18 protein-coding genes are annotated in these 24,389 nt (G+C 53.0%); 12 read left to right on the top strand and 6 right to left on the bottom strand.

The window, feature by feature from the left end; translation table 11 throughout:
* Positions 1 to 24: 24 nt before the first annotated feature.
* Both DYY88_RS00225 and DYY88_RS00220 read right to left on the bottom strand, forming a co-directional pair.
* Complete coding sequence (locus tag DYY88_RS00225; protein ID WP_236146267.1) at positions 25 to 1,035, bottom strand: ArsJ-associated glyceraldehyde-3-phosphate dehydrogenase; 1,011 nt, start codon at positions 1,033 to 1,035, stop codon at positions 25 to 27.
* A gap of 33 nt (positions 1,036 to 1,068) precedes the next feature.
* Positions 1,069 to 2,118 (bottom strand): PstS family phosphate ABC transporter substrate-binding protein, encoded by a 1,050-nt coding sequence (locus tag DYY88_RS00220; protein ID WP_039724813.1) that lies wholly within the window; start codon positions 2,116 to 2,118, stop codon positions 1,069 to 1,071.
* Between the two features lie 98 nt (positions 2,119 to 2,216).
* On the opposite strand from DYY88_RS00220, the gene DYY88_RS00215 reads away from it, so the two are divergent.
* The 9 genes from DYY88_RS00215 to DYY88_RS00175 all read left to right on the top strand — a co-directional run bounded on the left by DYY88_RS00215 (position 2,217) and on the right by DYY88_RS00175 (position 12,228).
* Positions 2,217 to 2,690, top strand: a complete 474-nt coding sequence (locus tag DYY88_RS00215) for an ArsR/SmtB family transcription factor (RefSeq protein WP_201278891.1) — start codon at positions 2,217 to 2,219, stop codon at positions 2,688 to 2,690.
* Between the two features lie 89 nt (positions 2,691 to 2,779).
* A complete protein-coding gene (locus tag DYY88_RS00210; protein WP_039724814.1) occupies positions 2,780 to 3,820 on the top strand; it encodes a permease in 1,041 nt (346 codons plus the stop codon).
* 517 nt (positions 3,821 to 4,337) lie between these two features.
* A complete protein-coding gene (locus tag DYY88_RS00205) occupies positions 4,338 to 5,930 on the top strand; it encodes a type I restriction-modification system subunit M (RefSeq protein ID WP_130199283.1) in 1,593 nt (530 codons plus the stop codon).
* A 237-nt stretch (positions 5,931 to 6,167) separates the two neighbouring features.
* On the top strand, positions 6,168 to 6,500 hold the full coding sequence (locus DYY88_RS00200; RefSeq protein WP_130199282.1) for a hypothetical protein: 333 nt from the start codon (positions 6,168 to 6,170) through the stop codon (positions 6,498 to 6,500).
* On the top strand, positions 6,493 to 7,962 hold the full coding sequence (locus tag DYY88_RS00195) for a restriction endonuclease subunit S (RefSeq protein WP_084606910.1): 1,470 nt from the start codon (positions 6,493 to 6,495) through the stop codon (positions 7,960 to 7,962). The genes DYY88_RS00200 and DYY88_RS00195 overlap by 8 nt, the downstream gene beginning before the upstream one ends.
* Before the next feature lie 34 nt (positions 7,963 to 7,996).
* Positions 7,997 to 8,821: a DUF3800 domain-containing protein gene (locus tag DYY88_RS00190; protein ID WP_039724818.1), complete on the top strand. Its 825-nt coding sequence runs from the start codon at positions 7,997 to 7,999 to the stop codon at positions 8,819 to 8,821.
* Positions 8,822 to 9,216: 395 nt separating this feature from the next.
* On the top strand, positions 9,217 to 10,047 hold the full coding sequence (locus DYY88_RS00185; protein ID WP_039724819.1) for an alpha/beta hydrolase: 831 nt from the start codon (positions 9,217 to 9,219) through the stop codon (positions 10,045 to 10,047).
* A 224-nt stretch (positions 10,048 to 10,271) separates the two neighbouring features.
* Positions 10,272 to 10,757, top strand: a complete 486-nt coding sequence (locus tag DYY88_RS00180) for a GNAT family N-acetyltransferase (RefSeq protein WP_039724820.1) — start codon at positions 10,272 to 10,274, stop codon at positions 10,755 to 10,757.
* A gap of 172 nt (positions 10,758 to 10,929) precedes the next feature.
* Positions 10,930 to 12,228, top strand: coding sequence for a dihydrolipoamide acetyltransferase family protein (locus DYY88_RS00175; protein WP_039724821.1), 1,299 nt, complete (start codon positions 10,930 to 10,932; stop codon positions 12,226 to 12,228).
* A gap of 188 nt (positions 12,229 to 12,416) precedes the next feature.
* On the opposite strand, the gene DYY88_RS00170 is transcribed toward DYY88_RS00175, so the two are convergent.
* From DYY88_RS00170 to ggpS, 4 genes are all read right to left on the bottom strand, one after another.
* Complete coding sequence (locus tag DYY88_RS00170) at positions 12,417 to 12,677, bottom strand: hypothetical protein (protein ID WP_052288163.1); 261 nt, start codon at positions 12,675 to 12,677, stop codon at positions 12,417 to 12,419.
* Between the two features lie 1,366 nt (positions 12,678 to 14,043).
* Positions 14,044 to 15,027, bottom strand: coding sequence for an NAD(P)H-dependent glycerol-3-phosphate dehydrogenase (locus tag DYY88_RS00160; protein WP_084606911.1), 984 nt, complete (start codon positions 15,025 to 15,027; stop codon positions 14,044 to 14,046).
* A gap of 225 nt (positions 15,028 to 15,252) precedes the next feature.
* Entirely contained in the window at positions 15,253 to 16,947 is a 1,695-nt protein-coding gene (gene glpD, locus DYY88_RS00155) for a glycerol-3-phosphate dehydrogenase (protein WP_039724823.1), read from the bottom strand.
* 190 nt (positions 16,948 to 17,137) lie between these two features.
* Positions 17,138 to 18,637 carry a glucosylglycerol-phosphate synthase gene (gene ggpS / locus DYY88_RS00150; RefSeq protein WP_039724824.1) on the bottom strand — a complete coding sequence of 500 codons (1,500 nt, stop codon included), beginning with the start codon at positions 18,635 to 18,637 and terminating at the stop codon, positions 17,138 to 17,140.
* A gap of 691 nt (positions 18,638 to 19,328) precedes the next feature.
* Between ggpS and gghA the strand changes: the two genes are divergently transcribed.
* The 3 genes from gghA (at position 19,329) to DYY88_RS00135 (ending at position 24,360) form a co-directional block, all read left to right on the top strand.
* Entirely contained in the window at positions 19,329 to 21,935 is a 2,607-nt protein-coding gene (gene gghA, locus DYY88_RS00145) for a glucosylglycerol hydrolase (RefSeq protein WP_044150228.1), read from the top strand.
* Between the two features lie 91 nt (positions 21,936 to 22,026).
* Complete coding sequence (gene recO / locus DYY88_RS00140) at positions 22,027 to 22,920, top strand: DNA repair protein RecO (RefSeq protein ID WP_039724826.1); 894 nt, start codon at positions 22,027 to 22,029, stop codon at positions 22,918 to 22,920.
* Positions 22,921 to 24,360, top strand: a complete 1,440-nt coding sequence (locus DYY88_RS00135; RefSeq protein WP_052288164.1) for an MFS transporter — start codon at positions 22,921 to 22,923, stop codon at positions 24,358 to 24,360. It abuts the gene before it with no gap.
* Positions 24,361 to 24,389: the final 29 nt, after the last annotated feature.

Here is a 24,389-nt window from a genome sequence, read left to right as displayed (position 1 = left end):
GAGCAGAACCGTGAGGCGCAACTTTTAGGCCAAACTTTGGGCGACCTTGCGAGCGAGTTCGGCCATGCGGTTGGCATAGCCCCACTCGTTGTCATACCAGGCCAAAACCTTGACCTGCGTGCCATCGACCACCATCGTGGAGAGCGCATCAATAATCGAAGAGCGGGGATCATCTTTATAGTCAATCGAGACCAGAGGCCGTTCCTCGTAGCCCAAGATCCCCGCCAGTTCGCCCTCGGCAGCGGCCTGAAAGAGCTGGTTCACCGCCTCCACCGTCGTCGGTTGCTCCACCTCAAAAACGCAGTCCGTCAGGGATGCATTCAACAGCGGCACCCGCACGGCCAGTCCGTTGAGCTTGCCCTGAAGCTCGGGGTAAATCAGGGCGATCGCCGTCGCTGAGCCCGTGGTCGTCGGAATCAGTGACATCCCCGTAGCGCGCGCCCGCCGCAGATCTTTGTGCGGCGCATCCACAATCGTCTGGGTGTTGGTCTGGTCGTGAATGGTGGTGATTACCCCATGTTTGATGCCCAGCCCCTCCTGAATCACCTTCACTACGGGCGCCAGGCAGTTGGTCGTGCAAGAGGCTGCTGTCAGCAGATGATGCTCATCGGGGTTATACAGGTGGTCGTTAATGCCGTAGACCACATTCAGCGCCCCTTCCTTCACCGGAGCCGCTACAATCACCTTCTTCACCCCCCGCTGAAAGTAGGGCTCTAGCAGCTCCGGCGTGCGAAACTTGCCGGAAGATTCCAAAACGATATCGACCCCCAGCTCATCCCAAGGAACCGCGCCCGGAGTTGTGTACTCGCTGAAGCTGAGCGGCTGGCCGTCCACCCGCACTTCGGCCTCAGTCGTAGCCTCCACCTCCGGCGGCCAGCGCCCATGCACCGAATCAAACTTAAGCAAATGGGCCGCTGCGACACTGCCCCCTTTAATCTCGTTGATGTGGACAAACTCCAACTCCGGCCAGTCCCAACTCGCCCGGAACACCAGGCGGCCAATCCGACCGAAGCCATTAATTGCAACCTTTACCATCAAACTCTCTTTATCTATACGTCAGTCTGAAAATTAGAAATCTCGCTCTGTCTGCACCAACTGCTCCAGCGTGAGATTCGTGGGCGCTTGCCCGCCAAACGCGGTCCCAATGCGCTTTTCCGCCACATGCTCAGAGGCAATGTTGTACGCTTCATTCGGCAAGGGCGTGTATCCCACCACCTCTACCAGAAACCGGGCGTTGAGGAGGTAATACTCAACAAAGGCTTGCAGGTCGGGGTTGGCGGCCATGGCATCCGCATTGACATAGATGAAAAGTGGGCGGGTCAAGGGTTGATACGCTCCGCTCTGCACCGTTTCATCGGCGGGCTCGATGGGGCCAGCGCCACTGTCGATCGCCAGAGCCTTGAGTTGACTGCGGTTTTCGTTGTAGTAGGCGTAGCCAAAAAAGCCGAGAGAATTGGGGTCTTGGCGGACGGCCCGGACAATCAGATCATCATCACTCTGAGCCGTGTAATCGCTCCGGCTGGCCTGAGCTTCCGCCACGATCGCCTCAGTGAAGTAGTCGTAGGTGCCGGATTCAACGTCAGGGCCATGCAGATTTAACGGTTGATCCGGCCAGTCGCCTCGCACCTGACTCCATTGAGTGATGGTTCCCTCTGCCGCGGGCTCCCACATGGCCTGCAGTTCGGCAACTGTGATGTCGTCCGCCCAATCATTGTCAGGATGCACCACCACCGTCAGGGCATCAAAAGCCACGGGAATCTCGATGTACTCAATTCCATTGACTTTGCAGATTTCCATTTCTGCCCTGAGGATGGGGCGTGAGGCGTTGTTGATGTCGGTTTCACCCGCGCAAAATTTCTTGAAGCCGCCCCCCGTCCCGGAGAAATCGATAGTGATGTTAGGAGCCGCCTCACCCTGCTCAAACTGCAATTCCTTCGCGACTTCGTCGGTCAGGGGATAAACGGTACTCGACCCGTCGATATTGATTGAGCTTGAACTGTTGGCCGCACTTATTTCTTCGGGTGAAGAATTCACAGTCGGCTCCGAAGGTGCTGAGCAGGCCACTGTTAGAGCCGTCAATGCAAGAGGGGTAAGCTTTTTCCAGGTTTGAAGTGCCACGATATTTCACCTACAGCGATGGCGCATCGACATTCTGATTATTTCAATCTAAGTTGAAATGTCAAGTCGTGTAGACGACATTTAGCCGGTGAGGCCAGTTGCATCGAGAACTGGGAGCGGCTCAGCACACCTCGGCGAGTAATTCTCCAGTGCAGGCGGAACCGCGATCGCTAAGTTTCCGTTACCTTCTTGACGATCGCGAGTATTTCGATAATTATCGAAATATGGAAATACAATCTCAGTCTGAATGCTCTCTCGATACCATTGCTGCTGCCTTTGCCGCCTTGGGGCAACCATCGCGGTTAAGTATTGTCCGGTTGTTGCTAACCGCCCATCCCCAGGGGTTGCCCGCTGGTGAGATTCAAAAAGAGCTGGAGATCTCCGCTTCAACCCTGTCTCACCACCTCGATAAGCTGCGTCAGGTTGGCCTCGTCGCCTCGGCCAAAGATCGGCAATGGATTTGGTATAGCGTCCAGTCCGACAAGCTGAAGTCCCTTATGGATTTCTTGTTTGAGGAATGCTGCACCCGCAATCAGGTCGTGGAGTTGACTCACGACAACGAGACTGATTGACCGCAAACTTCAACTCAGGCGGACTGAATTAACGTCCCTTAATTTGATTGGTATTTTGGTATTTCTCGAACTATCGAAGGACTTACAGCATGGCCACTAGCGTATTGACCCGATTTGGCCGCAGTGTGCGGCAAGTGGATGGAGTGGCGATCGCGATCGCCCTCATCTTCCTAGCCCTGATCCTGCTCGCTCCCGCCCAAGCGTCTGCCAGCCTCCGCTTTACCCTCGACAGCCTGTGGAGCGTCGCCCCGTTTTTGCTGCTCTCCATTGGCATCGCGGCCTACGCTACCGCTAGCGGGGCCGACAACCTGATTGCCAAAGCATTCCAGGGCAAGCTCGCGGTGATGATTCCCGTCGCCGCCATTTTCGGCGCGTTTTCGCCCTTTTGCTCTTGCGGGGTGATTCCATTAATCGCGGCGCTGCTGTCGATGGGGGTGCCCGTGGCGGCGGTGATGGCCTTTTGGCTGGCGTCCCCGCTGATGGATCCCTCCATGTTTGTGCTGACGGTGGGCACCTTGGGGTTGCAATTTGCGATCTTCAAAACGGTTGCGACGGTGGGCATTGGCTTGCTGGGCGGCTTTGGTACCCTGGCGCTGATGCGATCCGGCTGGGCGATCGCCGCCTTCGAGAATCCATTGCGGGAAGGCGTCGGCAACGGGGGCTGTGGGGGCAGTCGTGTCCGCAATCCCAAGCCCCCTGTCTGGCAGTTCTGGAAGGAATCCGATCGCCAACAAAAATTCTGGCAGGGCGCGCGCAAAAATGCCTGGTTCCTCGGTAAATGGATGGCCCTAGCGTTTTTGATCGAAAGCTTGATGCTGGTGTATGTGCCCACAGACTGGGTGCAAGCGATCGCGGGCGATGGTGGTCTGCTCTCCATTGGCCTCGCCGCCCTCATCGGCGTGCCGCTGTATCTCAATGGCTACGCCGCGCTCCCCGTTGTCCAAGGACTCATCGACCAAAGTCTGTCGCCTGCTGCAGGTATGACCTTCCTCCTCGCAGGCGGCGCAACTAGCATTCCCGCCATGATTGCCGTCTTCGCCCTCGCCCGTCGGCCCGTTTTCATCACTTATCTCGCCTTTGCCTTTATCGGTTCAATGGTGGCAGGACTCGCTTACACCGTGATGCTCTGAGCTAGCACTCTTGAATTCCCGATTCCAAAGAGCCGTTCCCCGGTTGCGATGTGCGTTCCCAATCTCACGACTTACTGGCTGGGGAATCTGAAACGCGCATCACAAGCTTGTGCTACCAACTGACCAGGGCGTGGTTCAGATTTCATCGATTAGACTCCAGCAACGATGATAAATAAACCCTGAGTAATCCTAAGCCCACCATGAAGGGCTGATTATACTGAACTCGTCTACCTAATCACCGATATCGGCGTGTTAGGCTGACATATTTCCACCTAATTACCCAAATCCGGCGATTAGGCTGAAAGATTTCTACCTATACGCCCGTATAGGGGAGTTATATGGAATGTGTCAGTCCAATAAATAGTTATATCGCTTCAATTCTCTGTCTATACCAGGCTTCAAACTCGGCTTCGATTATAAGCTTGGTCGCTAAACTCATGCCTGCTGAGAACCCTGAAACCGCTAACCTGTCTTAAAATCAGGTATTGCAAACCACAAAGCTTTGAGGGATAGCATTTTGACGGCGCAGCAGTTACGGAGCGTACCTTCAGATACCAACGAACCAATCCTATTGGTGCCGTCGGGCAAAATCCGCTGCTATGTACACCCTGACACGCTCAGAAAGGACACTCCAGAGGAGCATGTTCGCCAACGAGTCGCTCGAAGCTTGGTAGAGGAGTATGGCTACGAGCGAGAGAATCTACACTGCGAGTTTCCCATCAAGATGGGCAGTGGGAAACGCAAGCGGGTAGACATTGCTATTTTCCATGAAGGTACAGAGCATAAACAGGAAAATATCTTCATCATTGTCGAAGCCAAGCAGGAGGATGTCAGGCCCACTGATCGAAAAGATGGTGTTGATCAGCTCAAATCTTACATGTCGGCTTGCGTGAATGCGAAATGGGGGCTGTGGGTTGCCTCAGAAATGCAGGCATTTGAAAAAACTGTTGACAATAGGGGGAATTATGATTTTCCAGAAGCAACAGACATTCCATTAAAAGGCGAGAGTGAACCCAAGCGCCTTGAGTTTTCGGAGCTTGTACCCGCTACTGAGGGACTACGGGGAACGTTTAAGCGCTGTCATAATTACTTACACGTTAATGGAAATTTAACTAAAGAAAAGGCTTTCTTTGAACTGCTGAAGTTGATTTTCTGCAAAGTGCATGACGAGCAAGAAACCAGTGGCGTCATGGAATTCAGTATTACACAAGAAGAACGCCGGAGCGAATTAGGCCAACGTAAATTACGAACCAGAATCAAGAAAATATTCAATGCAGTAAAAAAGCAGTACTCGCATATATTCCCTTCAAAGAATGAAGATATTGATCTAGACAACCGCTCACTGGCTTATATCGTTTCTGAGTTTCAGAAGTTTAATTTTCAGGAAACTGCAAGCGACATTAAAGGCGAGGCTTATGAAGAAATTGTCAGTGTCACCAGTCGCCGTGATCATGGTGCTTTCTTCACTCCGAGAAATGTCTGCGACATGGCGGTTGGAATCGTTCTTGCAACGTATTCACCAGAACAGAGAACTAAACTTAAAGTTTTAGATCCAGCCTGCGGGACGGGTGGTTTTCTCAGGGCTACCTTGATTCAGCTTCGGGATCTTGAAGAAGATAGAATCAAGCGGAAATATGGCAACAAAAATACCGAAAAAGTAAAACTAGAGGTCGCTAGCAGTTTAGAGCGGATTTGCAACAATAACCTCTATGGGATCGACAAACTCGATGAATTAGTTCGAGCAGCACAGATGAATCTAGCCATGCATGGTGACGGCTCATGTAATGTTTATCATGCAAATTCACTGTTGCCACCTGGTGAATGGATTGCCAACAAAAGCGAAGGGATTGAGAAAGTTAAATTAGAGTCATTTGATGTGGTTTTTGCGAATCCACCCTTTGGTTCGAATTTAATGATCGATGATCCCTATATTTTGGATCAGTTTGAAATGACCACGGCTGAGGCCAAGGCTGCTCGATCTTCTCTGGCACCCGAAAGATTGTTTGTTGAGCGATGTCTAGATTTTGTGAAACCGGGTGGGCGAATAGCAATTGTTTTACCTGATAGCATTTTGTCTACAGCCTTTTCCAGTCTCGTGAGATACACTTAGTATGTTTTGGAATTTGCTAAGAGACAGGGATGAAAGCTTACTCTATCGAGNNNAAGGAAGTTTCTTTGACAGACATTAAAAACTGGTTTACAAATTGCTGCTACTGCACCTCACTAGAGTGAGAAATGCTGTAATCCGGGTCTATCTTTTATCCGTCGAATGGTTTTAAGACGGGCTTATGTCATTGCCAGTATCGATCTTCCTCGCCAAACCTTTGCACGTTCTGATACTCACACGATGACCAGTGTTTTGGTATTGCAAAAGTTTACTGAGACTGAGCTACGGTTGGTCGCTGAAACAGGACGACCTCCAGAGTACGAGATTTTTATGGCGATCGCCGATCGAGTCGGTTGGGATTTGCGGGGTAATCCTGTCTACGTGAGAACTCCAGAAGGTGAAGAGGTTTTGCGCAAGACAACTCGAAACGTCACGACTCGAAACGCCAAGGGAGAAGTGATAGAGATTGCGAAGGAAGTTGAAGAAGCCATTGTTGACGACCAGCTTCCTGCCGTAACTCAATTATTTGAAAACTGGCTAGCCCAGAAGACTCCGAGGTGGCTGCATGTGTAGTGCTGTAGCGCTTCCCAAACTTCATCAAGTTCAATCTGATGTACGTCAGTTCTCAATTGGCTCAAAGTGGCTATATGAGGCTGATTCTCGCTTTGATGCAGGCGCTTATTCAGAAGGAGCTTTCCGTGCCCTTGATGCCATAGAAGCCTGTGGACACCCTACTAGATCTCTTGGTGAACTGTGCGGAACAATCTGGCACCCAGTACAAACGCAAGCACGAAGCAACTTCAAGCGAATTTATACAAAACCAGAGCATGGAGTACCGTTTGTCAGCTCTCGAAATATGTTCTTTTTGCCTCTGCGGCCTGAGAAATTTCTTTCACATCGCATGAAGAAACTCGGCGATTTAATGATTCCGAGAGGATGGGTTGTTGTTAGCCGTTCAGGCACAGTTGGCAATGTGCTGTTTATCAATAAAACCCTAGAGAGATGTGCGATTTCTGATCATACTATCAGGATCGAACCCGTTGATATACCATCAGGCTATTTATATGCTTTCCTGGCGAGTAAATTTGGGAAGGCTTTTATCTCTAGCAGTACTTATGGTTCAACAGTAGATGAATTGGAGCCAAAACACTTGGCTTCTATTCCTATTCCGTTACCGTCAGAAGAAAAACGGAAATCTATTCATGGAAAAATTCTTCGAGCTTATGCTTTGAGAGATAGGGCTAATCTACTTTTTGACAAGGCTGAAAGGGATCTATACGAAGTTTTAGGGATCGAGCCTTTTACTGAAGATGAAATTGAGTATTTAGGTCAGGTAAATGATCCTAAGGCTTTTGAGATTTCTTCATCAGAGTTTCTTGGTGACTCAGATGTGAATAATTCTGTGGTTAGATTTGATTCTAAACATCATGTTCCCATTTTGCGAAGTGTAATTCATAAGCTTCATCAAGCCAACTGCAAATTCATCCGTTTGGGAGATACAGATACTCAAATAAGCCGACCTCCTAGATTCAAACGAATTTACGTTAAAGAGAAACAAGGAGTTCCTTTCTTTCAACCTTCTTATTTAATGTCATTCCGAATAACTCAGTATCAGTCAATCTCTTCGGTAGCTAATGCTAAGGTCATTAAAGAGTGTATGCTGAGAGAGAATGAGATTTTAGTAACTCGTTCTGGCACTGCTGCCCGTGCGGGGTTAGTTACTGCTAAATATACGCACTGGGCTGGTTCAGATGACATGATTAGAATCTTCCCAAATGAACAATATGATTCGGGATTTCTTACAGCCTTTTTTCTAACTCCTTACGCCAAACACCAAGTTCTTGCTCAAGTGTATGGTGGCGTAGTAGATCATGTAGATGAATTTCATTTGGCAAATGTTCTATGCCCAGATATATCTATTGACAAGCAAAAAGCGATAGGAGATTTCATGCGTCTTGCATACTCCTACAGGGATGAGGCTAATGATTTAGAGGATAAAGCAATCGCAGAGCTAGAAGCCGTAATCTCTGGCTGATATAAAATAGGTCAAGCGTACTTCATCTCTGCAAATGCCCGAAGACATTAAATTTCGCCACTACTTTGTCGATGAGGCAGGTGATCTCTCATTCTTCAACAAAAAAGGGCGCATTATCGTAGGCCAACCGGGAGCATCCAAGTTTTTTATGGTGGGTGTAGCCCAAATTGCTGATCCTGAAACAGTCACTTGGGAACTAAATGCCCTGCGAGCCCAACTCATGACCCACCCACGCTATAAGGGCATCCCCTCAATGCAGCCGGAGGCCAAGAAGACCGCGATCGCCTTTCATGCCAAAGATGACTACGCCGAGATTCGCGAACAAGTCTTTGAGCTAATCCAGGCTTTGGATGTGAAAGTTTTCGTTGCCATTCGCAGTAAAGTCGAGATGGCTGAGGCCGCCAAGGCAAACTTCAAGAATTTGGGCAAGAAGCTACAGCAGAACGCAATCTACGACGATCTGATAAAGCGCCTCTTCAAAAATCTGCTGCACAAAGCAGACGTCGTTCAGATTGCCATTGCCAGACGAGGCAAAGAAGCCCGTGAAGACGCATTGGAACAAGCGATCAACCAAGCTCAGGAAAACTTTGAGGCCAAATGGAAAATCAGCTCTAGCAGCTCAATCTTGATTGAACCTGCTTATCCATCACAGGTTGCAGGACTACAAGTCGTTGACTACTACCTTTGGGCACTACAACGGCTTTACGAACGGGAGGAAGATCAATTCTTCAAACCGCTTGCCCACAAGTACAGGCTAATTATGGATTTGGACGACAAACGCAATAAGGGCTATGGAGAGTGGTACAGCGATCGTAATCCGTTAACTCTAGAAAAGCTAAGAGGGGCTAGATCTAAGTAGGGTTGCTACTCAGACACACGGCATGAAGCCGACGTTCGCCCCTCTATATACTAGTATACTTTGAATAAATTGGTATCATGAGCAACCCCCCATTTTAGCGTATTCATCATCCGTTCTGACAGGTTGCTTCATTGAAGCTGCTGGAGCGAGGTGACTTGGATGGAAGTTATGGGACTTTGCTCCATTTTTAGATCTGATTCTACATTCCTTGTGCTACGGGCGTTTAGGCGTCTCTCACAATCTCTGTCATAGAAATAACGATATAACAAATCGTTGCAGCGGCGTATTTAGGCAATCTGTCATGAACTTTAAGGCTATCTACCGCCGCTGAACTCAATCGTTATTTTGCTCAACAGCTGAAAAGTATTGAGGACTAGTGCTAGCTGAGTTTACTTGTGAGCCGTTTGCTGTTGAGAAGACTACTGATTGGGGAATTCAGTTGGCAAAGACTGATGCGATCGCTGCTGTTTATTTACACCTTTTTTGCGCTTTACGTCTTTTTTCGAGCCGATAGCATGATCTTCTTGCCTCAGCCTGCCAGCTATCAAGACACTCAGGAAATCCTCAAAGTCCCTGTTACCCATACCGAACAGATTTCCGCCATATTTTTGCCGAATTCTCAAGCGGCATACACCTTGCTCTACATCCACGGCAACGCCGAAGATTTAGGGGATATTCGTCCCGTACTCGATCGCTTACATGGCTGGGGGTTTAGTGTCTTTGCCTATGACTACCGGGGTTATGGCACCAGCGACGGTAAGCCCGCCGAAAAGAATGCCTATCAAGATGCGGCTGCCGCTTATTCATATCTCACACAACAGCTCAACATCCCGCCTGAACGGATTATTGTGTACGGTCGATCTGTAGGCGGCGGCTCGGCCACTGAACTTGCCACTCAATATCCGATCGCGGGGTTGATCTTAGAGAGCACTTTTACATCGGCGTTTCGAGTCGTGGTTCCGTTTCCCTTGCTCCCCTTCGACAAGTTTCCTAACCTCGACAAAATGCCACAGATTCGTTGCCCCGTACTGGTGATGCATGGTCAAGCGGATCAAACCATCCCGCTGGAGCACGGCCAAACCCTCTATGAAGCCGCATCAGAGCCGAAACTGTCTCTCTGGGTCGCCGCCGCCGGACATAACGATTTCACCTGGGTGGCCGGAGAGCAACATCGACAAGCGCTCCGGTCTTTTCAGCAAATGGTTGAAGCACAGCAACCAAACTAAGTCGCCGCCGTCAGTTGAATTGCACACGAACCGAGGTAAAGCCTGCGCTTCTTTGGTTTTGCAGTCGGGAAAATTCTCCTGATTAACTGGCCCGATTCTGTTCTGCCCACCAAGCTCTGAGCGATCGCATCGCGCCAATCTCATCCTCTTTCGCTGTCTGCAAAAGCGCCCTCTCAGCAAGATAGAGTAGTTCCCCATGGAGCCGTGATGCAGGAGTTAACGACATGGCTACGATTCAGATCCGGAAAGCGGAACTGCGGGATGCGGGGGCGATCGCGGCCTTTAACCAGGCCATGGCACGGGAAACCGAAGGCAAAGCGTTGATACCTGAAGTCATCGCCGCTGGGGTGAATACCCTGATCCAAAATCCCTCGCTCGGGTTTTATCTCGTCGCTGAGACGGATGAGCAAATCGTAGCAGCGCTGATGGTCACCATGGAATGGAGTGATTGGCGCAACGGTTTGTTTTGGTGGATACAGAGCGTGTTCGTGGCACCGGCATACCGCCGTCAAGGCATTTATCGACAGCTGTACGCCTTCACCAAAAATCTCGCTGATCAGGAGCCGAACGTGTGCGGATTTCGGCTGTACGTCGAGCGCGATAACGATCGCGCCCAACAGACTTACGCTGCGCTCGGGATGATCGAAAGCCCTTACCGCGTCTTTGAAGAACTGAAACCGACCGTGAAATATACGCAAAGTGCGGTCTAGCGATGCGAGAGCGGGCGATTGGGAAAACTGGAATCCCCCCTCTTCACCGCTAAAAAACTTTGGGTTTTAGCATCACACATTACGAGCAAGGGAACCCGACAGGATAGAATAGATTGCTGTTGCCCGGTGCTGTCCGGCACGTTTAGGCTGTCGTTTTGGAAGCAAACACTCCATGATTCGCGAAGTTTTCATGCCCGCCCTCAGTTCAACGATGACGGAAGGCAAAATTGTCTCCTGGGTTAAATCCCCCGGCGATAAGGTTGAAAAGGGTGAGACCGTCGTCATTGTCGAGTCTGACAAGGCGGACATGGACGTGGAATCCTTCTATGAAGGCTATCTGGCTGCCATCGTGGTCGAAGCCGGGGAAGAAGCGCCCGTCGGCAATGCGATCGCCCTCTTGGCCGAAACCGAAGACGAGATTGAAGAGGCCAAAGCCAAAGCTGCCAGTGGTGGCGGCGGTGGTAGCAGCGCCGCGGCTAAACCCCCCGCGCCCGCACCCAGTAGCCCTGCTCCAACTCCTGCCGCCCCTGCTCCGTCGCAAAATGGCAGCGCGGCAGCATCCAGCGGCCGCACGATTGTGTCGCCTCGCGCTCGCAAACTCGCTAAAGAACTCAAAATTGACCTCGCAACGGTAAAAGGTAGCGGCCCCCATGGCCGCATTGTGGCGCAAGATATTGAATTAGCTGCGGGTAAGACGCCCACCCCAACCGCGCCTCCCGCCGTTCCAGCCGCCGCCCCAGCGGCGAGTGCTGCTCCTGCGGCTAAGCCAGCCGCCCCGACGCCCGCTCCAGCGGCTCCGGGGCAACTGGTGCCGTTCAATACGCTCCAGCAGGCGGTGGTGCGTAACATGAATGCCAGCCTGTCAGTGCCGACTTTCCGGGTGGGTTACACCATCACGACGGATGCCCTCGACCAGCTTTACAAGCAAATCAAGTCCAAGGGTGTGACCATGACCGGGCTGCTGGCCAAAGCCGTCGCTGTGACCCTGCAAAAGCATCCCCTGCTAAATGCGGCCTACACCGAACAAGGTATTCAGTACAGCAGCAGCATTAACATTTCCGTGGCGGTCGCCATGGAAGGCGGGGGGCTGATTACCCCGGTCCTCCAGGGGGCTGACCAAATGGATATTTATTCTCTATCGCGGACGTGGAAGGATCTGGTGGCTCGTTCTCGCACCAAGCAGCTTCAGCCAGATGAATATTCCACCGGCACCTTTACCCTGTCGAATCTGGGCATGTTTGGGGTCGATAAGTTTGATGCCATTTTGCCCCCAGGCCACGGCTCAATTCTCGCCATTGGTGGGGCTAAGCCCGCCGTCGTGGCGACGCCAGACGGCATGATGGGCGTCAAGCGCCAGATGCAAGTGAATATCACTTGCGATCACCGCATCATTTACGGAGCAGATGCGGCGGCCTTCTTGCAAGACCTTGCCGCTCTCATTGAAAACGAGCCTCAGTCACTCACGCTGTAGTCGTGTCTGAAGCTGCTGTTTAGCAAAAAGCCGGAATGGGCAGCATGCCCATTCCGGCTTTTTGTTGGCCTTCATATAGCAGAGGGTTGAAAGGGGCAAGGTTTACGGAACACTTTCAACCCAGGCAATTTAGCCGCCGAGCATGACCTGACCTAATTGTTGCGGTTTGCTATCGCTTCATAGCTCAGTTAGAGCGAGGTTTTCGCGATCGCCTGATTCACCACCTCAAAAATTTGATAGCAGTGGTTGTCGCGGCGAAGCGGCAGTTCCTCATTTTGCACAATGACATCAACCCGGGCCGCAGGCTCTGCTACAGTCGGCGGATTAATGAGCACCTCAACTGTGGCGAGCAAATTTGGCTTGACGCCCCCAGGTTTCTCTTTAGCGACGAGATACTCATCATTTTCATAAATCAGATTGAGATCGCAGGCGGCCAGCGTATCAGCCATCCTCTGACGAATCTGAGCTAAAGAACTCGCTGCTCTAAATAGCTTGGTGTACCGTGCCATAGTTGCTTAGGAGGGAACTGAATGTGATCAGGACGAACTTAGTAATCTTTTTCTCTCATGATCTAGTCATCGGACAGGCAAAAAGCATAGAGAATTTTAAGCCGACTGCACATTTCATATTGATTCAGTCACTATCATACGATTCGCCCAGGGCTCAAACTGCATTAGTGAATACGGTCGCTGACTGGCTTCGTAAGCTCACAATGAGAGAAAAGGCCCTGACAATTCACTTGGTCTACAGCTCAATGTATTTTTGAATACGTTATATCACGTTTTCTTGAATGGCATCGCTCTGGAGAATGGGATTGATTCAGGGGCACTGAATCGGCGGCTGTGTAATTTCTCGAATCATGAAACAGGCTGTGTTGGCTGTTTATGCAGTCAACAATACCAGACCTGACTAGGTGAAGAACCGTGACCTGATTCCGGTGTTTTTGAGCCACGATGCCTGAGCCTGGCGATGGGAATAACAGGATTGACAGCGTGCGTGTCTGGTGGCGTATCAACAATAATGCTCTCAGGCTTGTACCGAAAGTTGATAAGGGAGGATGCGACGGAGCGCTGAATCTTGAGCTGATTTCAGCAATTTGCCCAAATTTTAGAGGCGGAATCGGAATGGGCTTGAGGACAAATTGTGGCGCTGGAGCTCAGATTTTGGGCATGAACGAGTTGCTAATTTCTTCAAGACGGTGTGCTGACTTTGCGACCACTGCTACTGAAAATCTTCAGCATTGAATTCACTAGAGTCGTTGGATCCAATATTTTTGGGGATATTAAGACTGCTTATGGAGATGCAGCAGATTGGTCTAGATGAATGGAAGAATCGGGTGCCGTAAAGTTGAAACGAGATGGCGGATTACCGTTGCTGATACTCGATCTGTTCACCTTCGATGCCTCGCATTTGCTGGAGTCTGTAGAGCAGAGCCGTGATTTTTAGCGGATGAAGTGGACGGCAATTCATGACCCCATCGCCAATGGAATTCGTTGCTTCTAGGTTCTACTCAGCGGATTGCGATCGCAGGTGCGATGGCGAAAGGGCAAACGATTCAAGGTGTAAAGTACACGGAATGGTTGTCCCGCAATCGATTCGACAACTGAGTGTGACCTGACCTAATTGCGATTTGCTATAGCAGTCCGCAGTAAGGTACCAACAGGCAAGGGGCTTAAGCCCCTTGTTCCGCAGCATGAGAATGTACGGAGCTATCTACGCGGCGCTATATATCCGCTTCCCATGGCATTTGGGGGGGAAGTTGACGGGATTGGTTGGGTTCTGTGCCGCAGTCCCTTGTCTATCCCCAACTGCTGACTAGGTCAGTAAGCACGCTTCGGCCTTGAGATCTCGTTCCATCAGGGCTTCGACGGCCTCTTGCGGCGTGATTTTACCATTCAGTAGATGATAGACCTGTCGCGAGATAGGCACGGGAATCCCTTCTCGATTGGCGATTTGCACCAGCACGTTGGTTGTATTGACCCCCTCTGCTGTGCTGCCCAGTTCTTCGAGAATCTGGTCGAGGGATTTGCCCTGGGCCAAGCCGTAGCCCACGCGATAGTTACGACTGAGGACGCTAGTGCAGGTGGCGAGCATGTCGCCCAATCCCGATAGCCCGACAAACGTCTCGGCCTGACCGCCTAAATGAGTGCCAATGCGAATCATCTCGGGCAGGGCGCGGGTCATGAGGGCCGATCGCGCATTTGAACCCAAATCCAACCCTTCGCAAATACCGACCGCGATCGCGATCACGTTTTTCAAGGTGCCGCCCAGTTCTGCGCCGAGCGGATCGGGACTACTATAGACCCGGAACGTATCCGACGAGAACAGGTATTGCACAGCTTCTGCTGCTTCGGGATGCGAACTGGCCGCGACGGTCGCGGCGGGTAGCCCGCGGTCAATTTCTTTCGACAGATTGGGGCCAGACAACACCACAATCGGATTATCGGGAAAGGTGTCGTGGAAAATTTGGGAGGGGGTGCGGGTCGTTTCGGGGTCGAGCCCTTTGGTCGCTGTGACAATGATCGTCTCCGGCGGAATGTTGAGCTCTTTGAGCTGCGCAGCCACGGACGGTACGCCTTTCATCGACACGGCTGACAGGATGACATGGGCATCCTGCACGGCGTCGGCCAAAGACATCTCACTGCTGCGCGACCACAAACAAACGGTATGGTTGTTCTTTTCGACCAGAGAGGCCAGGGCTGTGCCCCAGGCTCCGGCACCCAAAATGGTCAGCTCGGCTGATTGCTTTTGAGCCTGCTGAGCATCGATCGAAATCGGTGAGGTCACGTTAGCGTCCATAAGTTCAGTGATGAAGGTGAAGGTAGAGAATTAGCAAGAGGGCGTTGCGAGGGAACCGCAAATCTGCGCAAAAATCACTCTAAAAATACCGGGCTGATAAGGGTAAAGTGAAGTTCGATTTTTAGGTCTAAGATTCCAGGCATCGAGCCAATGATAGGTTTTATCGCCAGATTACCCAGACCTAAAAATCAAGGGACTATAGCTTCCCGATCGCGTGTGCCAGCCTTAGACGGCTTGCAGCGATCGCCCCTCAACGGAAGTTTCTAGCACATAGTCAGGGATGCAGTTTTCTTCCATAAACTGCTTGTAATCGGCAGTCTCTTGTTGACATTTGGCGTCATCCCAACCGCAGTGCTGACGCAGAGTGTCCAAAATGGGTTCCAACACGTCGTAGCCGTAGTTGGCATTCATCGCCAAGATCGTCCGACGGCGAGTGAAATCGAGCACGGTGTGGGCCATCTCCGATCGCATCGCAAAGACGACTTCAGCGCGAATATTTGGATGGGTGGGAATGAGCTTTTCTGCCAGATCGGGCTGGTCGTCGATCAGACCTAGCAGCTCCATTGCCCGAGCACCGTAAACGTCAAAGATATATTCCAACGTATCGGTTTGCAGGCGATCGCGATAGCGCTGGTAAGCCGTCTCAATGCGATCGTCATCGGGCAAGATGCAGCCCGGCAGCGGTCGCTTGCGGGTGGGCGAAGGGGGCACGGGTTTACCCATTTTCTTAAAGGCCCAATCAGTCATCTCTTCCCCCACTTGGCGATGGGTAGTCAGCTTGCCGCCGATGAGAGAAATGAGGTTGCTCACACCGTCCTTGGTGTGATCGTTCAAGATGTGAGCGCGGGTAATGCTACCGGCTTTTTTGTCCCCAACGTAGGGCAAGGGGCGAATGCCCGAATAGGTGAATTTCACGTCATCGCGGGTGAGGCGTGCCGTCGAAACCACTTGATTGGTCTCTTTGATCAAATAATCGACTTCGTCATCGTCGGCTTTGACCCGATCCAAGTCGCCGGTATATTTCAAGTCGGTGGTGCCGATGAGGTACTGACCACACCACGGCACGATGAAGAAGGGGCGACCATCGGATTTTGCTTCGACATAGAGCGCGGTGTCCGGTGCGCCGGGAAAATGATCGACGATGATGTGGCTGCCCTTCGTGCCGCCGATTTTACGTTCGTCGCCAATGGGGGCGGCTTCGCCATCTCGACGGCCCAAGCCCAGCACGCGATCGACCCAAGGCCCTGAGGTATTCACCACCACGGCATGGTCGGGTAGGTTAACGGTGAATTCTTCGTCATGGATTTGGTCATAGGCGGTGAGCCCGGTGAGGCGATCGCCCTCGCGCTGCAACCCGGTGACGGTGGTGTAGTTCAGCACGTCGGCCCCGGCAGATTGGGCATCTAAGAGCATTTCCAGACAGAGCCGCTCAGCATGTTCGGCCTGACCGTCGTAATATTGGGCCGCGCCTCTCAGATTGTCGCGATCCACCGCGCGAAAGAGCTGCTGCATCTTGGCTTTTGAGAGCATGCGATGGTTGGGCAGGGTCTTGTCATAGCTGAGCACGTCGTACAACACCATGCCCGCTTGAATTTCCCAATAGCTGCGGGTGCCGCTGCCGTAAATCGGAATCGTCATTTGGATGGGCTGCACCAGGTGCGGGGCGGTGCGCAGCAAAATCTCGCGCTCCCGCAAAGACTCCCGCACTAAGTTGAATTCAAAATATTCCAAATAGCGCAAGCCGCCATGGACGAGGCGGGTCGACCAGCTGGTGGTGCCGCCGGCAAAGTCATTTTTTTCGACTAGCAGTACCGATAAGCCCCGCAGGGCAGAGTCGCGAGCCGTGGCCGCCCCGTTGACGCCGCCCCCAATGACGACAACATCATAGTCTCGCCGCTGAATGGCTTGGAGATCTCTCATCTATATAATCCTTTGAATGCAGCAAATAAGTGGCTATGAGCGCTAGCTGCGCAGCCAATTTGGAGGCTGTTTGATCAGCAATGCAGGGGGCGCGATCGCCATCACACAATACCCTTCACCGTGAGCCTCGTCATGGATTGGGGGACGGCGATCGCGCCTACTGCAAGGGTCAACCTTCCATAACTTGCCCTTACACTAACGCAGGTTCACCCGGCGACGCTGTTGCATTCGCTGCTCTGAACATGTGGTTAGCCCACTCTTTCACGTCATACTGCAACACTACTTGGTGCAACCGCTGCATCCGTTCTTGCTGCTCTTCGGGGCTCATGGCTAGCGCCTGATCAATCGACTCATCCATATGCTTGTCAGAATAAGGATTGGTCAAAACCGCATCCGGCAACTCGACCGCCGACCCTGTGAACTCAGAGAGAATGAGTACCCCGTCGCGTCCTTGGTGCGCCGCGATGTACTCCTTCGCCACAAGGTTCAAGCCATCCCGCAAGGGAGGAATCCAGGCGATGTCAGCCGTGCCGTAAAACGCCATCAGCTCGTGATACGGCACCGGCTCCGTAAACAGCAAAATCGGTGTCCAGTTCAGTTTCGAAAAGCGACCGTTGATTTTACCGACCATTTGCTCGATCTGGCTCTGGGCCGTCTTATACACCCGCATGCCAGCGGCGGCTTTCACAGCGGTCATGACTAAATTGACCTTGCCTTGCAGCTCGGGGCGACGGGTCAACAGCCGCTCGTAGCAGAGCAACATCTCTTTCGCGCCCTTTACGTAGTCCACCCGGCCAGCCGAGACAATCAGCTTATTGTCGCCAATGTCATCGCGAATTTGCTTAATGCTGGCCTGCACTTTTTCAGAGTTAACTACGTCGGCAATATATTGCGGGTGGGTCCCCACCGGAAAGGCGTCGAGGTGGACGGTGCGTCCCTGATAGCTCAACTTCGTTGTCATATCCGGTTCAGACAAGGCCACGCCGTGGGGGGTAAAGGCCTCGCGCACCGGGCCGCGTTCGACGGTTTTCACATCCCGCAGGCTGCGGGCTACGCCAGCGAAGTTCTCGACGTAGCGGGGAATGTGGAAGCCGCAGAGGTCACAGCACAGCAGGCTATCAACGATCGCCTCGCGCCAGTGCAGAATGTTGAACACATCCGCCGCCGGGAAGGGAGTGTGATGGAAGAAGGCAATCTTGACATTGGGCATCTTTTGCCGAATGTAGTACGGCGTCAGCCACAGGTTGTAATCGTGAATCCAGATCAGGGCGTCTTCAGCGGCGTCTTCGCACGCGGCATCCGCAAAAAGTTGATTAATCGCTTTGAAGTTATCCCAGTCTGAGCTTTCGTAGGTGAAGTGCTCGGGAAAGGAGTGCAAAATTGGCCAAAAAGCCTCTTTCGCTGTGATGTAATAAAAATCTTTGACTTGTTGGGCCGATAGCGGAATGCGACGAACTTGGCTGCTTTCTTTGCCGCCTTCCATGACGACGCGCTCTTCAAAATTGCTTTGCTGCTTCGCCGTCATCTGCTTCCAGGCGATCCAGGTGGCACTTTCAGCATTCGCGAAGAAAGTTTTGAGCGTGGGGACGATCCCGTTAGGACTTTTCTTGTCGCGATAAACAGTCTTGCCGTCAACCACCACCTCGTCGTAAGGTTCGCGGTGATAAAGGATGACAAGGGAAGATTTCATATCAGGGTCTCCTGAATACGTTGGGTTAAAAGAAACAGCGCTCTGACCGCCACCTGCTGTGAGGGAGCAAGCAACCGGTCAATCATGGGGCTATCAATGTCTGCCATACTGACACGATTTGCTCTGCCAAAGGACCTGCATGACAAGTGCAAACGGAATTAATAAAATCGTTTTCATCAAGTAATTTCGTGCAGTTCTCTAAACAAAGAATTTATGAGCCACGCTATCCATCCCATCAAATAAGGTCTTTAAAGTCTGGACTTCCCCCCCGCGATAGATGTTGATGACTGTCAATTGATATAAAAGCGATCGCTCTTCGATGAAAATTGACCATCGCCCGTTGCTGAATGATGTGGACGGGGCCGCTACGGAATTTGCCTGAAGCCTTCCAGAACGGGTGGATTGCAGTAGCCTGTTACAAAGAGGGGGAGAGTCGCGGGCTTAGTGACATGATCGTCACGGGGTTGAGTCGGTTAGCGAGTTCCATAAACGGAACATAGAAGACGTTTCCTCCATCTCCGTGATGCCTCTTTATCCTCTGGGGAATAATACTGACGCCAGCTTTGCGCGATCGCAGGTTTGATGGCTGCCGTGAGCCCCACCGTCATGATGTTGGGCAATTGCCCAGCGGGCTGCGATTGTTGTGCTGCCCCCTGAAACCCGTCACTTAACACTGAAGAGAGTCGATATCGTGCCAGTCAAGAGTCCTGCTAGTTCTACCGTGCGCCTCGTTGAAGATGAAACCCACACGCTGTTGCAGTGGGCCGCTTCGGTCATGGCATCTGACGATACGTACTTTGGGCGGGGGCAACGATTAGCTAAGCGGTTGGGCGCGCACTATCGACGGGATGGCCTGACGGAATTTGGCTTTTGGACGCCGGAACTCACCGCGAATGTGATCCAGTCAGAGCGATCGCTGGAACTGGAAATTTTCACCCCCCTGACGCCCGTCAATTTTCGCGAACCGCTACAAGTCATCGAGTTTCAGCGTGATCTCGTGCCCCTGGAGCAGCAGGGAGAATTTCTCTGGGGCGTAGTCGCGGGGGTCAAAGCGGGTAATCGCAATACGGCGGGCTCGTTTTATTGGCTGCGCTACGTTGATGCCGAGCAGCGCGTCCACATCATTCGCGATCCCCTGCCGTATTCCACCCCCTATGGCGTATTTGCCCCTGCCGAAGTGTATGACATGCGCCGCTTGCAACGGCGGCGAGCAGATCTGAGCTACTTTCGGCGGACGGCAGCCCCGAAGGGCATTCCCGATGCTGAGATCCCGCGAGTGCCGACACCGACCAACATTTTGCAAATTCACGTCAAGACGGCCTCTCCCGAAGGCACCCTTGAGGGGCTGACTCACACCTTCAATCGCATCTCGGACAAGATCGCAGCGGGGGAGTCCCTGACCCCGGCCGAAGAGGTTTACTGTGGCTATGACTGCGTGCAACTCTTGCCCGTAGAACCCACGATTGAGTATCGCCGCGAAGATACCAACGTCGAGCACGAGTGTTTTGCGATCGGTTCCTTACCCCCGGCGGAGGCAGAGGGCACCGTGGCGGCGAAAACGGCCGCGATCGAAGCCGAAGTCGACACAGAAGTCTCCGTCGAATCGAAGACCGTGGTGATCGCCCCAGAAAATGACGTTGACGAGCGTACTGTCACGGTGACTCTGCGCAAGCCCGACACCCAAAACTGGGGCTATGATGTGCCCATTTTGGCTTCGTCTTCGACGAATCCTGCTGTGTTAGGCAGTCTGCGACCGGATGAAGTGGTGGACTTTGTGGCGGCCCTGCACAACTTTGCGGGGGGCTCCATTGGGCTCATTTACGATTTGGTGTACGGCCACTCCGACAACCAGGGCATTGAATTGCTGACCCAGCAGTTCTTTAAAGGCCCCAATATGTACGGTCAAGACTTGAACCATCAGTTGCCGCAGGTGCGGGCCATTTTGCTGGAAATGCAGCGACGCAAAATCAATACCGGAGCCGACGGCATTCGGGTGGATGGCGGTCAAGATTTTCGCTTTTTCAATCCCCTGTCCGGTCGGGTTGAGCAGGATGACGCCTACCTGCTCGCCATGAGCGATGTGGTGCAAGACATTCAGGGTTACCGACGGCTCATGTTCACCATTTTTGAAGATGGTCGCCCCTGGCCCGAGGAAGGCTGGGAAGAGAAATCGACCTATCGCGAACTGGTGGAAATGAAGCCCGGTTCGTTTCAGTGGGGACCGCTGATTTTTGCCCACAACACCCCCACGGTGAAGGGCTTTTGGGATCGCAAGTGGCGACGGGTCTGCGAGGTGATTTTTCAGGGCGATCACTGGATTACCGGGTGCGGCAATCATGACACCGTGCGCCGGGGCAACCAGATTGATCCCGAGGCTGAAATCAACTGGAACTTAGGCAAGACGCTGCCCCAGGTATTGCACCGGGCTTACAACAATCCGGGCACGTTGCTGTGGGTGCATGGCTTTTCGCCCGGTTTGCCGATGGACTTTTTGAATGCCACGGTGGAAACGCCGTGGGGCTTTTTCCGCAATACGGACGATCGCTACGGCGTCAAAGTCGTTTCGGAGGAAGTGGGCTTTTTGGATTGGGAAATTGAGCCCGAAATGTACACCGACGCGGATGCGTTTCCCCGGTTAAAGGCCTTGGGCTTCAAAGAGTACGACCAACTGCGGGACTTTGCCTATGCTCTGCGGGACGCCATGATCGAGACGGATTATGACTTGCAAGAAGTGGCGCAAATTTGTCAGAAATGCCTGGATGGCGACGACAGCACCCTTTGCACCGTGCCCTCGATGGAAGAATTGCAGCACGATCATCTGCCGCGCTTCCTCGCGACGCTGGATGTGCCAAAGCTGAAAGCCTTTGCCATGGCCTTTATGGAAGACGGCCACGATATGTGCAACGTGGGCCGTTATTTGGAAACGTTAGACGGCAAGCAGACCCGCTTTAGTTGGCAGTTGCGCCACTTTCGCTTGAGCCATCCCTGGCTACGGGAAAATCTGACGGGGCGCGATCGCTTCAACCGCATTAGCGATGACCAACGCACCATTTTTTACGGCTACCGCAGCGAGCCGCACCCCGATGTGGCCCCCGGCAGCGAGGTGGTCATTTTGACCCACATGGGGGGCGAACCGATGACCGTTAACCCCGGCGACTGGCTGCAACTCGATATGGCGGAATGGCAGGTAGCCCTGACGACTCCGGGCATTGATATCAAGGAAGACCTCAAGGATTTGCGATCGTTTGAGCTGCGTGACAGCGAAGGCGTCTTGCTCGTGCCCATGGAAAAAAGTTGAACTTCCAGCCCGACGGTCAGAATCGGCGCAAAGATGTAGCATTCAGGCAAAACTGATAAAGTGCGGTTTCTGACTCCTTTTTCACTGCGGCATGTCTCGTTCTTATAAAGCGACTGGAATTAATCTCAAAGGGATGCCGATGGGCGAGACCGATCGCATGGTGACGATCTTGACCATTGAGCATGGATTGGTGCGGGTGATTGTGCCCGGGGCGCGTAAGCACAAGTCGCGACTAGCGGGGCGCAGCAGCCAGTTTGTGGTGAATGAACTCTTCATTGTGCAGGGCAAGAGCCTGGACAAACTGGTGCAGGCAGAGACGGTGCGATCGTTTCCGGGACTCTCGACTGATTTAGCGCGACTTACAGCCAGCCAGTATCTGGCTGAGTTGGTGCTGTGTCAGGCGCTGAGCGGCCAGCCCCAGGGAGCGTTATTTGCCCTGCTGATTGAACAATTGCAGCGGTTAGAGCAAGCGGAGCAGACCGATATTCTGGCCTGTTTGAATCAGGGGATCTTTCAACTTCTGGTTGCCGCAGGGGTCGCCCCAGAGCTCAATCAGTGCTGTATTACCCAGACTGAGATCATGCCGAATTTGGCACAGGCTGACTGGCACGTGGGGTTTAGCCCGGGGTCGGGTGGGGTGGTCACGGTGGATCAACTGGCACAGATTCAGACGAACAGCCCCCGAGCAAAGACTGCTTCAGGACGTTACGCTGTAAATGGCTCAGGGGGGCCGAGGCGATCTCACAAAAATCCTGCCGTCAGCCTGATCTCAGCTCAAGAACTGGTATGGTTGCAGCAGCTAGGCGAGACCGAATTAGTGACTCAGCGATCGCTCCCTGGCATGGCCACGCCCGAACAGCGCCTGATGGGCTGGCAGCGGATTGAGCGCCTGCTGCGCCAGTATGCCGAATTTCATTTTGACCGCCCCATTCGATCAGCCACCCTGATCGATGCTTGCTTTCCTAACCCGATTTCGACGAGATAGATGCTGCGCGAGTCCGACCTCAATTCCAGTCCAGATGATGCGATCGCGGCCCCGCCAGCGGTAGCCGATTCGGCTGCAGCTTCTGATTCTGGGCAGGATGAGGCGATCTCTGAGTACGAGGGCTTTTGGCCTGTCCTGCGCAATCGCAACTTTCTCACTTTGTGGAGCGGCCAGGTGTTTTCGCAGCTGGCCGATAAGGTCTATCTGGTCTTGATGATTGCCATTATCGGCAGCCAGTTTGATGCCCCCGATCAATCCATCAGCGGCTGGGTCTCGGCGGTCATGGTGGCGTTCACCATTCCGGCGGTGCTGTTTGGTTCGTTAGCAGGCGTTTATGTGGATCGCTGGAGCAAGCAAGCCGTTCTGGTGCTGACCAATCTGTTGCGGGGGGGACTGGTGATTGCGCTGCCTGCCCTGCTGTGGCTCTCCCAAGACTGGGGCAGCATTCGCCAGATTCCCGTTGGCTTTGGCCTGTTGCTGGGCGTGACCTTTGCGGTCTCCACGCTGACGCAATTTTTTGCCCCGGCAGAGCAAGCGATGATCCCCCTCATTGTCAAAAATCCTCGGCTGTTGGCGGCTAACTCGCTTTACACCACCACGATGATGGCCTCTGTCATCATCGGCTTTGCCATCGGTGAGCCGCTGCTGACCTTGGCGGATACGCTGCTGAAATCGGTCGATGGCGGGGCGGGTTGGGGCAAATCACTCCTAGTGGGAGCGGGATACGTGATCGCCGGCTTATTGCTGCTGCTGGTGCGGACCCACAAAGATACGCTGCCAGAGCATGAGCCGCCCCACCCTTGGGACGACATTAAAGACGGGGTGCGCTATCTCGGCACCAAGCCGGTGGTGAGGAATGCCATTGTTCAGCTCGTGCTGCTGTTTTCGGTCTTTGCGGCATTGGCGGTATTGGCGGTGCGCCTGGCGGAAGTGATGCCCGCGCTAAAAGCGTCTCAGTTTGGTTTTCTGCTGGCAGCGGCGGGGGGCGGCATGGCAGTTGGCGCCACCCTGATCGGCCAGTTTGGTGGGCGGTTGCCCCGGCGATCGCTGGGCTTCACCGGTTCCCTGGGCATGGCGGGAGCCCTGGCGGGCATGGCCTGGACGACCCAGCAACTGTGGCCGACTTTAGGGCTGATTGCCCTCCTCGGTCTGTTTGCGGCGCTGATTGGCATTCCCATGCAGACGACGATTCAAGAGCAAACTCCTGCTGCCATGCGAGGCAAAGTCTTTGGCTTGCAAAATAATGTGGTGAACATCGCTTTGAGTCTGCCCCTGGCCCTGGCAAGCGTGGCCGAAAGTTGGTTGGGCCTGTCCCTGGTTTTGACGATCTTGGGGGGCGTGGTTGCTTCGGGTGGTCTGCTGACCTGGTATAGTGCCGATACGGGTGATGACGGCACGGTAAACGCTTCTCTCACACAGCCAGAGAGCGATCGCGCTTGAAGATTCAGGTAAACAGCGGTCATACCACC

The organism is Leptolyngbya iicbica LK (assembly GCF_004212215.1).
Taxonomy (GTDB): Bacteria; Cyanobacteriota; Cyanobacteriia; order Phormidesmidales; family Phormidesmidaceae; genus Halomicronema; species Halomicronema iicbica.
The sequence above is the reverse complement of the archived record's forward strand: the minus strand, read 5'-3'. Positions and strand labels throughout refer to the sequence as shown.